Source organism: Edaphobacter sp. (assembly GCF_035532915.1).
Lineage (GTDB): Bacteria > Acidobacteriota > Terriglobia > Terriglobales > Acidobacteriaceae > Edaphobacter.
The window spans coordinates 1-14,445 of the sequence record NZ_DATKQC010000004.1; the positions used below are offsets into that span (position 1 = coordinate 1).

The following is a 14,445-nucleotide window of genomic DNA, read 5'->3' on the forward strand; positions in this document are numbered from 1 at the left end:
CGCCGGAATCATCGACGTGGGCGATGGCTGGGCCTGCGCCTTCAAGATCGAGTCGCACAATCACCCCAGCTACATCGAGCCCTATCAAGGCGCGGCGACCGGCGTGGGCGGCATTCTCCGCGATATCTTCACCATGAACGCACGGCCGCTGGCAGTGATGGACTCCCTGCGCTTTGGACCTCTCGACGAGGCCGAGCCTGACGAGGCGCTGCGGCGCAAGAATCACCAGGTAGCCACCGGAATCGTGCATGGTGTGGCCGGATACGGCAACTGCTTCGGCGTTCCGAACCTGGGCGGCGAGACGCGATTTGAGAGCTGCTACTCGGGTAATCCACTGCTGAATGCCTTTGCGCTGGGACTGGTGAAGCGCGACGAGATCTTTTATGCCAAGGCGACCGGCATAGGCAATCCGGTGATTTATGTCGGAGCGAAGACTGGCCGCGATGGCATTCATGGCGCGACCATGGCCTCCGAAGAGTTCACCGAGGGCAGCGAGCAGAAGCGGCCCAACGTGCAGATGGGCGATCCATTTATGGAGAAGCTGCTGCTCGAGGCGTGCCTTGAGGCGATGGCGACCGGCGCGGTGTTGGGCATTCAGGACATGGGCGCAGCGGGCCTGACCTGCTCGACCTGCGAGATGGGTGGCCGCGGCGACCTCGGCCTGACCGTCGAGCTCGACCTGGTGCCGCAGCGCGAGACCGGCATGACCAGCTACGAGATCATGCTGTCGGAGTCGCAGGAGCGGATGCTGCTGGTGGCCGACAAGCCGCGCGCGCAGGAGGTCCTCGACGTCTTCAAGAAGTGGGGACTCGACGCCTCGATCGTCGGCACCGTAACCGCCAAGCCGAACATGGTCATCACCCAGCACGGTGAGCTGATGGCCGATATTCCTAATAGGAGCCTCACCGACGATGCTCCCCTGTACCACCGTCCGGTAGGCACGTGGAAGGCCCCGGTGCCGCTCGATCCTCCGGCTGCGGTGCTGGAAGAGCTGAAGAAGCCTCGCGACTACACCGCCGACCTGAAGAAGCTGCTGGCGAGCGCGAATATCTGCGACAAGCGCTGGGTCTATGAGCAGTACGATTCGATGGTGCAAACGAACACCGTACAGGGACCGGGCAGCGAGGCTGGCGTAATGCGCATCAAGGATTCAGGCTCCGCCGGTCACGAGCGCGGGCTGGCCATGGCTCTGGCGGGCAACGGTCGGTGGACTTACCTCGATCCGAAGCTGGGTGCCATGCATACCGTCGCTGAGGCTGCGCGCAAGGTGGCTTGTACGGGGGCGACTCCGGTCGCAGCCACGAACTGCCTGAACTTCGGCAATCCCGAGAAGCCCGAGATTATGGCGCAGCTCTCAAACGCGATCGATGGCATCGCCGAGGCTTGTATCGCGCTAGGTACGCCGATCACCGGCGGCAATGTCTCGCTCTACAACGAGACCAAGGGCGAGGGAATCTATCCGACTCCAGTGCTTGGGATCGTCGGAATTATTGAAGATGTGACCAAGTCTGTACCGAACGGATTCCGAAAGGGTGGCGAGCGGATCATTCTGCTCTCGACCAATGGTTCGCGGGACGGGCTTCAGTCCTTTGGATCATCGGATTATGCCAAGGCGATTCTGAATTCTTTCTGGGGCACGCCGCCTCGTCTGGAGATCGCGAAAGAGGCAGAGCTTCACAAATGCCTCGCCGCGTTGGCGGACGAGCGTTTGATTACATCGGCCAGCGACATCTCCGACGGCGGCATCGCGGTCGCTTTGGCCAAGGCCAGCTTCACCAGAGGAGTGGGCGCGGCAGTCAGCCTCGACCATCTCGATGGCGACGTTGTGGCTGCGGAACTCTTTGGCGAAGAGGCCAGCGTGATGCTGGTGACATGCACCGATGCGACTTTTACGCGATTGACCGAGGTCTGCGGCCAGTTCGGATCGATCACCGTCCGCGATATCGGCACCACCGGGGGTCCTGTGCTGGATATCTTTACCCCGAAGGGCTCGGCAATTTCTGACTCGGTCTCTGCATTGAAATCTGTTTGGGCTGGCGCGCTCGATGCGCAGCTTGCGGATGAGGTGGTGACGGCATAATGGATACTTCGCTTGCACTACAGAACAATCCGGTAGACGAGATGGACGAAGACGAGACTCCATTCGATAAGCTGCGCGAAGAGTGCGGCGTGATTGCCATCTACAACCATCCCGACGCGGCGCGGATGACCTACTGGGGGCTGTACTCGTTGCAGCATCGCGGGCAGGAGTCCGGCGGTATCGCCTCGGCCGACGGGCAAAACGTCAACGACATCAAGGGCATGGGGTTGGTGTCGGAGATCTTTACCGACGATGTGCTGGCCAAGCTGCCGGGACATATTGCGATTGGTCATACACGCTACTCGACGACGGGTGATTCGGCGTTGCTGAACGCGCAGCCTATCTCGGTCGAAAGCACTAAGGGGTTAATCGCCATTGCGCATAATGGCAACCTCGTGAACCTGGGTACGGCACGGGAGCGGCTGGAGCGCGATGGTGCGCTCTTCCAGACGACCTCGGACTCCGAGATCATTATTCAACTCATCGCGCACTCGAAAAAGAACACACTGGTGGACTGCATCGCCGACTCGCTGTCGCAGGTCGAGGGAGCATTTTCGATTGTGATGATGACGCGCAATCGCATCTTCGCAGCGCGCGATCCGCATGGGTTCAGGCCGCTGGCGATGGGAAGAATTTCCGGGGAGAACGGCGCTCCGGATACGTTTGTGTTTGCCTCTGAGACCTGCGCCTTCGACCTGCTGCACGCCAAGTATGAGCGCGAGGTAAAGCCCGGCGAGCTGATCATGGTGTCGGAAGACGGCGTGACCAGCCGCTACTTCGATACAACCACCCAACAGGCGAGCTGCATCTTCGAGCACGTTTATTTTGCGCGTCCCGACTCGAAGATCTTCGGCCGTTGGGTGCAGCAGTCGCGAGCGGAGATGGGGCGGCAGTTGGCGCGGGAGTCGGGCGTTCCTGCCGACCTGATCGTCCCCGTACCGGACTCCGGCGTGACCGCGGCGATTGGATACGCAGAGGAGTCGGGGATTCCCTTCAACCTGGGCCTGATCCGCAACCACTATGTTGGCCGCACCTTCATCCAGCCTGAGCAGCGGGTGCGCGACTTTGGCGTAAGGATGAAGCTGAATCCCGTGCGGCCGTTGCTGGAGGGCAAACGCGTTGTTTTGATTGACGACTCGATTATCCGGGGAACGACCTCGCGAAAGATCGTGCGCATGGTTCGCGCTGCGGGAGCGAAGGAAGTGCATCTGCGCATCTCGTGTCCGCCTACGATTTCACCCTGTTTCTATGGAGTAGATACGCCCAGCAAGAAAGATTTGATCGCGGCGAATAATTCCGTCGAAGAGATCTGCAAATATATCGAGGCAGACTCGCTGGCCTATCTCTCGCTCGATGGCCTGATCCATTGCTGCACCGAAGGCGATGCCGAGCCGAACACATATTGCACGGCTTGCTACACCGGGAACTATCCGACGCAGTGGGTCGATGTGGCGGAGATTCTTCCGGCGACGGTGAGTGTGTGAATTAGCCGCGGAGTAGAAGCAGCCGATTGAGAGGCGAAGGATTTACTACTGGGCCACACGTTCTGTATGAGCGTCTGGCCCAGAGCTGTTAGCGGTTTTCTTTCGCGGTGGGTGGCGGGGCTGTGAAGGGCGAGCAGCAAATGGGTCCAGATGGCTTGAACTCCATGTACTCCACCCGCGTAAGGTCGGGATCGAAGAGGTTGAGCTGGACTTTGCCGTCGCGCCCCATCTGGGTCTTGCGGCACTCGGGGCCAGTACAGCCGTTGCGGGCCAGTGCCTGCTCGGCATCGCTCATCTGGGCCACGCCAAGGGAGAAGTGGTTCATGCTGCCCAGAGAATGGGGGTTGGGATGGGCACTGCTGTCGAGCATGTACTCGATCCAGTCGGTGCCGTCGGGAACCTGGCTGCTGATCCAATTCAGCTCGCCGTCATGCGGGCCACCGAACCACAGCGGGCGGAAGCCGAGGATGTCGCGCCAGAAGTGGTCTTCTTTGGCGCGGTCGTGGACCCAGAAGCCGGTATGGATCACGCGCCGAGCGGTGGCACGGGGTGAGACGGCCTTGGATGACGCCGGGCGCTGCTGCACAAAGATGACAAGCTGGCCCTCCGGGTCGTGGACGGCGAAGCTGCCATCGTGAAGGGGTTGGTCGACGACTACGGCATGGGCCTTGAGATACTGCTCCAGCGCAGCGGCATTGCGAGTAGTGAAGGCAATCGCAGCGATACGGGACTGCGGTGCAGGAGTGGGCAGCGGAGCTACTTCAAGCCATTGCGAATCGTTGACGGCGTAGTGGGCGATGCCGTCTTTTGTGGTGCGGTCGAAGCCCAGCTTGTCCTTGTAAAAGGCAGTGGAGGCTGTTGGATCTGCCGTGTACATGCGGACGAACGCGATACCGGTGATGGCGGGACGCGTCTGTGCATAGGCGAAGGATGCGAGAAAACAAAGTAGAGCGGCGGCTTTTTTCATGTCAGCGCCACTTTATTGTGGTGCCGAAAGAATGTCAATCAAAGGTTGTACCTTTTCATGTGAATAGAGTCTCTCGGCGCAGGAGCAGGCGGCGATTCAGGCCCACCGCGCACCCATGAACAGGTAGTCCATGGGCCAGTCCGGTGTAACTCCATGCTGCCGCACCAGCGTTGCCAGTTGCGCATAGTGGCGGATGCCGTGCGTCATCGCATGGATGAAGAACGTCTTACGCGTAGCCACGAGGGTGCCTGCGCGCCGAGTGACGAACTCTACCTCTTCGTCCCAGACATAAGCTGGATCGGCGAGAAGTGCGCGGAACAGATCCATTCCCTGCGCGTGCGTCGCAAACAGCTCGGCGGCGGTGCCGTATTTGATCTCCTCGTACGCCGTCGCCGTCGATCCAGCGAGCCGCTCCGCATAGCGCAGTTGCGCCGCGACGATGTGCTGCATCAGCTCGCCCACGGTCTTTACGCCAGCTACGTCGCATGGCACGGCCAGCAAGGATGGATGAGCTTCTAACAGCTTGCGCCACTGCTCGGCGGTCTTATCGGCCCATGCCAGCAACTCTTCGCCCGTCAACGCAACCATATTTCTTTCCCTCGCTTCGATTCTTTAATCTCTACTTATCTTTCTTTATCTCTGCTCCAGTGCCAATGCACGATGGCCGATGTCGCGGCGGAACTGCATTCCCTCGAACGAAATCTTTGCCAGTTGCGCATAGGCCAGGTCGAGCGCCGTGTGCAGATCCGGCGCCATCGATGTGATGGCGAGGACGCGGCCTCCGGCAGTGACCAATTGGCCATCCTTAATGGCAGTACCGGAGTGAAAGACGACGACGTCGTTGCCAGCCTGGTCCGCAATGCCGTGAATGGGCTTGCCCGAGGCATATTTGCCGGGATAGCCTCCGCTGGCGGCGATGACGCAGACGCTGGCTCCCGGATGCATCCTGATGTCGAGGGCGTTGGCCGTGCCGTCGATCGAGGCGTTACAGAGATCGACGATATCGGTCTGCATGCGCAGAAGAATGGCCTGGGTCTCGGGATCGCCGAAGCGGGTGTTGAACTCCAACACCATCGGGCCGCGAGGCGTCATCATGATGCCGCAGAAGAGGATGCCTTTGAAGGGGTGGCCCTCGGAGGCCATGCCGTCAACCACTTTTTGGGCGACATTTGTGGTAAGCCAGTCGCGCATGGCGGCAGTCGTAAGTCCGTCGGTCGAATAGGCTCCCATGCCGCCGGTATTGGGGCCGGTGTCGCCTTCACCGACGCGCTTGTGGTCCTGCGCGGAGGCAATCGGCGCAGCATGCTTTCCGTCGCAAAGCGCAAAGAAGGACAGCTCTTCGCCGGTGAGGAACTCTTCGAGGACGATCTCGGTCTCATGGGTGCCGAGCAGCGCTCCGCTGAACATCTCGGCGGCGGCGGATTCAGCCTGCAAACGGGTCTCGCAGATCACCACGCCTTTCCCTGCGGCGAGGCCGTCGGCCTTGACCACCACAGGAAGCGTGAAGTGGTTGAGCTGCTCGCGCACCTCGGCGAGGCTGGTGCAGACGGCGTAGGCAGCCGTGGGGATGCCGTGGCGCTGCATGAACTCCTTGGCGAAGGCCTTGCTCGATTCGAGCCTGGCAGCAGCCTGCGTGGGGCCAAAGACGCGCAGATTGCGGCGGTTAAGCTCATCGACGATGCCGAGCGAGAGCGGCACCTCCGGCCCGATGACGGTGAGGTCAGGGCGCTCCGCCTCGACTACCTCGACCATCAAGGTAAGGCTATTGACGTCTACGGGGATGCAGCGGGCTATCTTCGCGATGCCGCCGTTGCCGGGGGCGCATACAACCTCGTCGACCTGCGGCGATTTGAGGAGCGACCAGACAAGGGCATGCTCGCGGCCACCGCCGCCGATTACCAGAACTTTCATTTGCAGATGTATCTCCGTTCTCTCACTTTGAGCCTAGGCAACACCGTTCCCGGAGTCAAACCACGTATCAAATCGCGCGCGGACGCAGATTGATTTGCTCAGCCAACAGCCGGATATCGCCAGCCGCCTCGTGCGAGAGGTCGAAGGCTGCGGAAGAGCGGCCAATGCTCACCAAATAGCCCTGGGCCTCCGTCTTCTTTCTGACGCGGAGCCTGGCTCCGGGCTTGATGCCGCTGGCTTTGAGTTGACGCAGCGTAAGCGCATCGCGGTCGGAGACGCTGTCGATGGTGAAGACCCCTTCCCGCTCGATTTCGGTCAAAAGGATGGAGTTCTGCAGGGCCATCTCCCCTTCCATGGTCGGGATGGAGTGTCCATGAGGATCGATGCGAGGATGGCCCAGCTTGGCGGCGATGCGCTCCTCGAAGCGCTCGGAGATAAAGTGCTCCAACCGCTCGGCCTCTTCGTGAATCTCTTCAATCGGGTAATCGAGGACCTCGTAGAGAAAAGTCTCGATCAGGCGATGGTGGCGCAGCACCTCGAGCGCCCTGCGCTTCCCCGCCGCGGACAGCTGCACCCCGCGATGGCGCTCGTATTCGACCAGAGGCGTTGCCGCCGCCGCCAGTTTTTGCAGCATGTTGGTGATCGAGGCAGGAGCGACCCCGAGGTGGTCGGCAAGAGCCGTGCTGGTGACACGGCGCTGCTCCGCGCCACCCAGCGCGAGGATGGCCTTGAGGTAGTTGTCGACAGATTCGCTGTTCCGGTTTGCCTGGCGGCGGGGTGACATGGACTGGCTCCAGAATTAGTTTGACGCATTCCGATGATTTAGGTATACCTAAATATTAGGGGAACCTAAATTGAGGCGGCTCCCCTGACATCTTTTCTTGGAGTGGCATGGCGGACCTTCCATCATCGTCGTATGCCGGTACGGAGGCGGAACCGGTTGCTGGCTCAGCGGTTGCGCTGGCCACGGCAGAGCCACGCGGCTTCAAATTTCGGCGAAACGAGCTGTGGACGTACTTCGGGCCTGCGTTTGTAGCCTCCGTCGCCTACATCGATCCAGGAAACTTCGCGGCCAATATTCAAGGCGGCAGCCAGTTTGGCTATCGCTTGCTTTGGGTATTGCTTTGGTCGAATGCGATGGCCATTCTCATCCAGTATCTTGCAGCCAAACTGGGAATCGTGACCGGACTGACGCTGCCCCAGAACTGCCGCAGACATTTTTCACGGCCGATGACGATTTTTCTTTGGGTGGCAGCCGAGGTCTCCGCCATTGCGACAGACCTGGCCGAGTTTCTGGGTGCAGCCCTAGGGTTTTATCTTCTCGTCGGTCCGACCATGCTTATGCATGGATGGACGCGTACGGAGACGATGTTCGTTTCAGCGCTGGTTTCTGCTGTTGCTGTGTTCCTAATCCTGGCGCTGGATTTAGCGGGGTACCAGTGGCTGGAGCGGGGCATTATGGCCTTCGTCGGCGTCATCGGCCTGTGCTATGGCTTTGAGGTTTTCCTCGTGCATCCGGATTGGCGGGCCGTTGCTTTCTCCACACTGATTCCAAGGCTTGATGTCAGTAATTCCAGAGCTTTCCACGACAGCATTTACACAGCCGTCGCCATGCTTGGAGCGACGGTGATGCCGCATGTGATTTACCTCCACTCAGCGCTGGTGCAGCCGAGGGTGCAAGAGCTGAAGAAGAAGCCTGTCATGGCAGGGTTTTCGCGGCGGAGGAAGTACCTGAAGTTCGAGCTGATCGATGTGCTCGTGGCAATGAATGGAGCGTGGCTGATTAATTCCGCCATGATCGTGATGGCCGCGGTCGCGTTCGTGCACATGGGTTCCCCTGTCGCCGATGTGGAACAGGCTTACCGGACACTGGGTCCGTTACTTGGTCCTGCTGCCGCGATTGTTTTTGCCGTCGCACTTCTTTGCTCAGGGCTTTCATCGTCTACCGTTGGCGTTATGGCTGGGCAGGTGATCATCGAGGGTTTCCTCGATATCAAGTTTTCTATCTTCCTGCGACGCTTGATTACCATCATTCCAGCGTTGATCGTCATTGCAGTGGGGCTCGACCCCCTGAAGATTTTGCTTCTTTCGCAGGTCATTCTGAGCTTTACGCTGCCGTTCGCCCTGATTCCCCTGCTGATTTTGACCAACCGGCCTTCGGTGATGGACACCTTTGTCAGCGCAAGGCGGACGAAGATCGCAGGATGGGTGGCAGTCGGCATCATCCTTACGCTGAATGTCGTGCTGTTGGGGCAGATCGCCTTTGGCGGCTAGGCAGCGGGTTGACGATATACTGAGGAGTGACCATGAAGCCTCTTTCCTCGTCCCCAATTCGTGAGAAAACCCGCCTGAAGGCCGTCTCTACCCCGCTCGCTCACCCGCTCGATCTGGGTGAAGGTCGGCGTATCCGCTCGACCACCGTAATCTGCGTGCGGCGCGGCGACTCGGTGGTGATGGCTGCCGATGGGCAGGTGTCGCTCGGCTCCACGATCATGAAGGGTTCCGCGAAGAAGATTCGCCGACTCTATCAGGATAAAGTTCTGGCTGGATTCGCCGGATCGACGGCGGACGCCTTCTCACTGTTCGCCCGCTTCGAGACCAAACTGGAGCAGTATGCCGGAAACCTTGGCCGCGCTGCCGTGGAGTTGGCCAAAGACTGGCGCACCGACAAGATGCTGCGTCAGCTTGAGGCGTTGCTGATTGTGGCCGACCCGAAGCAAACATTTCTGCTCAGCGGTACGGGCGATGTGATCGATCCCGATGAAGGAATCGCCACCATCGGCAGCGGCGGAAGCTATGCGCTGGCCAGCGCGCGGGCGCTGATGGAAAATACCGACCTGTCGGCACGTGAGATCGCGGTGAAGAGTCTAAAGATTGCCGGTCAGATTTGCATCTACACGAACGACCAGATGACGATTGAAGAGTTGAAGGCGGAGTGAAGCTGACTGTCAGCGATTTACCGTTAGCTTTAGCTTCATCTACCTGCACCTCAACTGGACCACGCTTCTAGCTAAAAGCTAGGAGCTAACAGCTAAAGCTAGGACACTTTTTTATGGCAATTTTTTTACCGGGAACTGCGGAAGACCAGGCGCTTGCGCTCGATGAGATGACGCCGCGAGAGATCGTTGCGGAGCTGGACAAGTACGTCGTTGGGCAACATGCCGCCAAGCGCGCCGTGGCCATTGCGCTGCGCAACCGGATGCGGCGGCAGAAGCTTCCGCCCGAGCTGGCCGAAGAGATCATGCCCAAGAACATCATCATGATTGGGCCGACCGGCGTCGGCAAGACCGAGATTGCGCGGCGGCTGGCCAAGCTGACCAACTCGCCCTTTCTGAAGGTGGAAGCCAGCAAATTTACCGAGGTCGGCTACGTGGGCCGCGACGTCGAGTCGATTGTCCGCGATCTGGTGGAGATCGCCATCGACATGGTGCGCGAAGAGAAGATGGACGAGGTGGAGGACAAGGCCGAGCTTGCCGCCGAAGACCGCCTGCTCGACCTGCTGCTGCCGCCTACGCCCGCAGCTTCTGCTTCCCCAACTTCTACAGCGGCAGCTGCCACGCACGAGGCCGGAAGCAATGTGATTCAGTTGCCCGCGGCCACTCCGGCGAACGATGACGACGAGAAGCCCGGCGAGCGCGAGCAGCGGACGAGGGACAAGCTACGCCAGCAGTTCCGCGAGGGCAAGCTCGACGAGCGCATGGTCGAACTGGACGTGCGCGACCGTAACCAGCCGAGTTTTGAGGTATTTACCAACCAGGGCTCGGAAGAGATGGACATCAACCTCAAGGACATGCTGCCGGGGTTGTTTGGCAACCGCACCAAGAAACGCAAGATGAAGGTCTCCGATGCATTCGAGTATCTGGTGCAGGAGGAGGAGAGCCGCCTGATCGACATGGACCAGGTGACGCGCCTCGCGGTGGAGCGCGTGGAAGACTCCGGCATGGTCTTTCTCGATGAGATCGACAAGATCGCCGGGCGCGAGGGCGGCCACGGCCCCGACGTCTCCCGCGAGGGCGTGCAGCGCGACATCCTGCCCATCGTCGAAGGGACGACGGTCAGCACCAAGTACGGCATGGTCTCAACCGACCATATCCTGTTCATCGCCGCCGGTGCCTTCCACGTCTCCAAACCCAGCGACCTCATCCCAGAGTTGCAGGGACGTTTTCCCATCCGGGTCGAGCTGCAGTCGCTGACGGTAGACGACTTTGTACGGATTCTGACCGAGCCGAAGTCGTCGCTGGTGAAACAGGCCACGGCGCTGCTCGAGACCGAGGGCCTGAAGCTGGAATTCACGAAGGAAGCGATTCAAGAGATGGCGCAGTTCTCCTTCCGGGTGAACGAAACCACTGAAAACATTGGGGCGAGACGTCTGCACACGATTCTGGAGCGGGTGCTCGACGAGATCAGCTTCCAGGCTCCTGACCTGTTCAAGAGCCCACGCACCGAGGTGACGGAAGAGGGCGTTATAGGAGAAATTGGAGCTTCGGCACCGCTCAAAGAAGGCGAAAAAGCCGCTCCTCCCCTCCCGGTGATCGAACGGCAGACAGCGGATGGCGTGGAGAAGGTGATTGTCGTCGACCCGGAATATGTTCGCCAGCAGGTAGCCTCGATCGTCAAAGATCAGGACCTGTCGCGTTACATCTTGTAGGTTTTACTGCAGAAGCCACATTTCCACATCCCGATTGCGTGTTGTGGAAAATGCGGAAAATTAGACACTAAGCTCAATTGACCCGGCAGATCAGGCACTTGAGATAAGTCGTCTCCGGCAGTGTCAGAATCGCCGGGTGGTCGGGAGCGGCGCCCCGGGTCTCGAGCATCTGCACGCGACGTCCGGCGTCCGAGGCGGCTGAGGCCACCACCGCCGTAAACTCCTCGGGCGAGACGTGGTGGGAGCAGGAACAGGTCACCAGTGTTCCGCCGGGGTTCAACATCTTCATGGCGCGAAGGTTCAGCTCTTTATAGCCGCGGAGAGCGCCTTCGGCGGCCCGCTTCGACTTGGCAAAGGCAGGCGGGTCGAGGACGATGGTGTCGAACTTCTCCCCGGTGGCCTCGTACTCGCGCAGAAACTCGAAGGCGTCGGCTTCAATCCACTCGATCCTGGCCTTGAGCTGAGGGTTTAGCTCAAGATTGCGGTCGGCAACCTCAAGCGCGGCGCGGCTGGCGTCGATGCCAGTGACCTGATCGCAGTGCTGAGCCATGTGCAGGGCAAAGCCTCCCTGATAGGTGCAGATATCCAGCGCCCGGCCGCGAGCATAGCTTGCGGCGGCAGCATAATTCAAACGCTGGTCGAGGAAAGCTCCGGTCTTTTGCCCGGAGGTGGCGTCGTAGTTCAACTTCAGGCCGTTGATCGTGAAGACGGTCGTCAGGGTTAAGCTCGACTCGTCGCTGGCATAGAGCGGGGCCGGCGAGGGTGCGGCCAGTTGCTCCAACTCGCGGATCTTGGGATCGGGCCGCTCGATGATGGTGGCGGGGTGGAGACGGTCGCGGAAGATGGCGGTGAGAACCTGGCGAACGTCGTTCTGCGCTGTGCCTTGGGTGAGAAGCTGCAGAATGACGAGGTCGTTGTAGCGGTCGGCGATGATGCCGGGGAGGTTGTCGGCCTCGGAGAAGAGGAGGCGGCTGGCATTGTTTTGCTCAGAGTCGGGGGCCAGCTCCTCGCGCAGGGTGAGGGCTGCGTTGACTCGCTCCTGAAGCTGAGTGAGATAGGCATCCCGGGTCTGGGCGGCTTCGGGCGAGACGAGGCGAAGGGTGATCTGCGAGGCTGCGCTATAGAGCGCGGTGCCCAACGGGATGCCGCGGCTGTCGACGACGGTGGTGAGCGTTCCGGGAGCGATCTCAGCAGCTCCCATGGGCGGGATAAGCGATTCGACGTCGGAGCGGTAAACCCAGAGATGGCCTGCGCGGAGGCGGTCTGCGGCGCGCCGGGTAACGGTCGCCGCCGGACCGTGGGGCTGGGCGGCGGATATTTTCAAAGGACGCGATTCTGTGAAGGGCTGCGGCATTACTCTATGGTCGCACGGGGATGCGACGGGGCTATCGAGGGCTTGCCCTGTTGCCTAGACCGCCTTGCGCTGGAAGGTCGTCTTCTTGGTGTTGGCGAAGGAATCTTTCGCCTTGAAGGATGCCACGGACGCCGTGGGAGACGGCTTGGCGCCATTCTTTACCTGAGCTGCCTTTTCGAGGGCGGCCTGCCGCTTCTGCGCTGCCCGGCCCAATCCGCCTACCTTTACGCTGCCTGCTTTAGGAATGAAATCGCTCATATAGAAATCTTCTCACGATCGAGGCAGCATCACCAGAGACAACCTGCAACCATGGTGAATGCGAAACTAGAGGGACATGGGAGATAAGGCGCATGACACGGATGTAGTGGTGCTGGGCGGTGGCGCAGCGGGGTTGATGTGCGCGGTGGAGGCCGGGCGGCGGGGGCGGCGCGTCGTTCTGCTGGACCATGCCGAGCGCGTCGGCAAGAAGATCCTGATCTCCGGCGGTGGGCGGTGCAACTTCACCAACATCCATTGCCGGGCGGAGAACTTTCTGTCCGGCAATCCGCACTTTGCCAAGTCGGCGCTGGCGCGGTTTACGCCTGCGGACATCATCGCGCTGGTCGAAAAGCATGGGATTCGCTACCACGAGAAAACGCTGGGGCAGTTGTTCTGCGACCGCTCGGCCATGGACATGGTGACAATGCTGGAGCACGAGTGCGCGGAGGCTGACGTTCGCGTAGTGACCGGGGCGCAAGTGCTCTCGGTAAAATGGGACGGAAAGTTTGTGGTCGAGACCTCGGCTGGCGTATTTCACGCGGAGTCGGTAGTAGTGGCTACGGGCGGCCTGTCGATTCCGAAGATGGGCGCCACAGGATTCGGATACAACCTGGCGAAGCAGTTCGGGCTGCGGGTGGTGGAGTGCCGTCCGGCTTTGGTTCCGCTGGTGATGAGCGGCGAGGATGCCTCGCGGTGGTGCGATCTGACCGGGCTGTCGGCTGAGGTGGTGGCGGCGACAGGCGAGAAGCAGCGGCGCGGCAGCTTCCGCGAGAAGATGCTGGTGACACACCGCGGCCTGAGCGGACCGGCGATCCTGCAGGTCTCGTCTTACTGGCGAGCGGGAGAGGCAGTCGAGGTCGATATGGCTCCGGGGATCGAGGTCTTCGCTCCGCTGCTGATAAAGAATACCCGGCGGGATGCTGGTGCTGCTGTGACCGCGCTGCGAGCAGTTTTACCGGGGCGGTTGGCGGAGCGGTGGGTAGCGCTGCACGAGCCTAAGGACTGGTCCAACACTTCACTTGCAGCCATGGAGCGGGAGGTTCATGCATGGCGGGTGGTGCCTGCGGGCACCGAGGGCTACGCCAAGGCCGAGGTGACGGCTGGCGGCGTGGACACGGCGGAGCTGGACGCGAAGACGATGGAGAGCAGGAAGGTTCCGGGGCTCTACTTCATCGGCGAAGTGGTGGATGTGACCGGGTGGCTGGGGGGATATAACTTTCAGTGGGCCTGGGCTTCGGGCGTGAGCGCCGGGCGGGCCGTTTAGAATCCGCGCGATAACGATCTGGTAAAGAAGAGGCTTCCATGCTGCGCTGCTCACAGGGTGACTGTGAGCAGCTTCAGCCGAAGTGACGTGCGAACAAGCTACCGATAGCTATTTTGGCGGCGGCGGAGGACCGTGCTGCTCCGGTGGAGGCACAAATTCCTTGGGAGTGGAGTTGCCGCGGTGGCAGGTGCCGCAGCCGACCTTCTGCATGTCGCCGTGGTCGGGAAGGCTGGCCAGATATTTGCCGTTGATGTTCTGGGTCATGCGCATCATGATGCGTGCGGCTTTCTTCTCGGGCTTGGCATCGGAGGCGAAGTTAGGGTGGTGAGTGGTGGCGTCCTCTTCGTGGCAGAAGGTGCAGTGCACGCCGAGCGCGCCGGTAAACCCATGCATGGTCGCCAGCAGGTCTTTGGTGGAGATATTTTTGGGCAGCACCTTCAGGTTGGTGGGCCTGGGCATCTCGCGGTGTCCCGGCGGTG

At 60.6% G+C, this 14,445-nt stretch carries 13 protein-coding genes; 6 read left to right on the forward strand and 7 right to left on the reverse strand.

Annotation, left to right across the window (positions count from 1 at the left end; genetic code table 11):
• Both purL and purF read left to right on the forward strand, forming a co-directional pair.
• On the forward strand, positions 1-2,080 hold a 2,080-nt coding region (purL, locus tag VMU57_RS00080), incomplete at its 5' end, for a phosphoribosylformylglycinamidine synthase subunit PurL (RefSeq protein WP_325379517.1).
• A gap of 41 nt (positions 2,081-2,121) precedes the next feature.
• The gene (purF, locus tag VMU57_RS00085; RefSeq protein ID WP_414648579.1) at positions 2,122-3,564 is read left to right on the forward strand and encodes an amidophosphoribosyltransferase; all 1,443 of its coding nucleotides are present in this window, start codon (positions 2,122-2,124) and stop codon (positions 3,562-3,564) included.
• Positions 3,565-3,652: 88 nt separating this feature from the next.
• Here purF and VMU57_RS00090 read toward each other — a convergent pair whose 3' ends face one another.
• The 4 genes from VMU57_RS00090 to VMU57_RS00105 all read right to left on the reverse strand — a co-directional run bounded on the left by VMU57_RS00090 (position 3,653) and on the right by VMU57_RS00105 (position 7,226).
• Positions 3,653-4,531 carry a VOC family protein gene (locus tag VMU57_RS00090; RefSeq protein WP_325379521.1) on the reverse strand — a complete coding sequence of 293 codons (879 nt, stop codon included), beginning with the start codon at positions 4,529-4,531 and terminating at the stop codon, positions 3,653-3,655.
• A 96-nt stretch (positions 4,532-4,627) separates the two neighbouring features.
• Positions 4,628-5,119: a DinB family protein gene (locus VMU57_RS00095; RefSeq protein ID WP_325379523.1), complete on the reverse strand. Its 492-nt coding sequence runs from the start codon at positions 5,117-5,119 to the stop codon at positions 4,628-4,630.
• 45 nt (positions 5,120-5,164) lie between these two features.
• Positions 5,165-6,442, reverse strand: a complete 1,278-nt coding sequence (purD, locus tag VMU57_RS00100; protein WP_325379525.1) for a phosphoribosylamine--glycine ligase — start codon at positions 6,440-6,442, stop codon at positions 5,165-5,167.
• A 67-nt stretch (positions 6,443-6,509) separates the two neighbouring features.
• On the reverse strand, positions 6,510-7,226 hold the full coding sequence (locus tag VMU57_RS00105) for a metal-dependent transcriptional regulator (protein ID WP_325379527.1): 717 nt from the start codon (positions 7,224-7,226) through the stop codon (positions 6,510-6,512).
• A gap of 107 nt (positions 7,227-7,333) precedes the next feature.
• On the opposite strand from VMU57_RS00105, the gene VMU57_RS00110 reads away from it, so the two are divergent.
• The 3 genes from VMU57_RS00110 (at position 7,334) to hslU (ending at position 11,090) form a co-directional block, all read left to right on the forward strand.
• Positions 7,334-8,716 carry an Nramp family divalent metal transporter gene (locus tag VMU57_RS00110; protein WP_325379529.1) on the forward strand — a complete coding sequence of 461 codons (1,383 nt, stop codon included), beginning with the start codon at positions 7,334-7,336 and terminating at the stop codon, positions 8,714-8,716.
• A gap of 32 nt (positions 8,717-8,748) precedes the next feature.
• Positions 8,749-9,381 carry an ATP-dependent protease subunit HslV gene (gene hslV / locus VMU57_RS00115; protein ID WP_325379531.1) on the forward strand — a complete coding sequence of 211 codons (633 nt, stop codon included), beginning with the start codon at positions 8,749-8,751 and terminating at the stop codon, positions 9,379-9,381.
• 113 nt (positions 9,382-9,494) lie between these two features.
• Entirely contained in the window at positions 9,495-11,090 is a 1,596-nt protein-coding gene (gene hslU, locus VMU57_RS00120; RefSeq protein WP_325379533.1) for an ATP-dependent protease ATPase subunit HslU, read from the forward strand.
• Positions 11,091-11,163: 73 nt separating this feature from the next.
• On the opposite strand, the gene VMU57_RS00125 is transcribed toward hslU, so the two are convergent.
• Complete coding sequence (locus VMU57_RS00125) at positions 11,164-12,408, reverse strand: class I SAM-dependent rRNA methyltransferase (protein ID WP_325379541.1); 1,245 nt, start codon at positions 12,406-12,408, stop codon at positions 11,164-11,166.
• A 90-nt stretch (positions 12,409-12,498) separates the two neighbouring features.
• Entirely contained in the window at positions 12,499-12,702 is a 204-nt protein-coding gene (locus VMU57_RS00130; protein ID WP_325379535.1) for a hypothetical protein, read from the reverse strand.
• Positions 12,703-12,778: 76 nt separating this feature from the next.
• Between VMU57_RS00130 and VMU57_RS00135 the strand changes: the two genes are divergently transcribed.
• Complete coding sequence (locus tag VMU57_RS00135) at positions 12,779-13,966, forward strand: NAD(P)/FAD-dependent oxidoreductase (protein ID WP_325379537.1); 1,188 nt, start codon at positions 12,779-12,781, stop codon at positions 13,964-13,966.
• Between the two features lie 108 nt (positions 13,967-14,074).
• On the opposite strand, the gene VMU57_RS00140 is transcribed toward VMU57_RS00135, so the two are convergent.
• Positions 14,075-14,445: c-type cytochrome (locus tag VMU57_RS00140; RefSeq protein ID WP_325379539.1), on the reverse strand; the 371-nt coding region annotated here is incomplete at its 5' end.

Coding starts and splice junctions, on each gene's coding strand:
- purF (WP_414648579.1), top strand. CDS start 2,122: ATGGACGAAGACGAGACTCCATTCGATAAGCTGCGCGAAGAGTGCGGC.
- VMU57_RS00090 (WP_325379521.1), bottom strand. CDS start 4,531: ATGAAAAAAGCCGCCGCTCTACTTTGTTTTCTCGCATCCTTCGCCTAT.
- VMU57_RS00095 (WP_325379523.1), bottom strand. CDS start 5,119: ATGGTTGCGTTGACGGGCGAAGAGTTGCTGGCATGGGCCGATAAGACC.
- purD (WP_325379525.1), bottom strand. CDS start 6,442: ATGAAAGTTCTGGTAATCGGCGGCGGTGGCCGCGAGCATGCCCTTGTC.
- VMU57_RS00105 (WP_325379527.1), bottom strand. CDS start 7,226: ATGTCACCCCGCCGCCAGGCAAACCGGAACAGCGAATCTGTCGACAAC.
- VMU57_RS00110 (WP_325379529.1), top strand. CDS start 7,334: ATGGCGGACCTTCCATCATCGTCGTATGCCGGTACGGAGGCGGAACCG.
- hslV (WP_325379531.1), top strand. CDS start 8,749: ATGAAGCCTCTTTCCTCGTCCCCAATTCGTGAGAAAACCCGCCTGAAG.
- hslU (WP_325379533.1), top strand. CDS start 9,495: ATGGCAATTTTTTTACCGGGAACTGCGGAAGACCAGGCGCTTGCGCTC.
- VMU57_RS00130 (WP_325379535.1), bottom strand. CDS start 12,702: ATGAGCGATTTCATTCCTAAAGCAGGCAGCGTAAAGGTAGGCGGATTG.
- VMU57_RS00135 (WP_325379537.1), top strand. CDS start 12,779: ATGGGAGATAAGGCGCATGACACGGATGTAGTGGTGCTGGGCGGTGGC.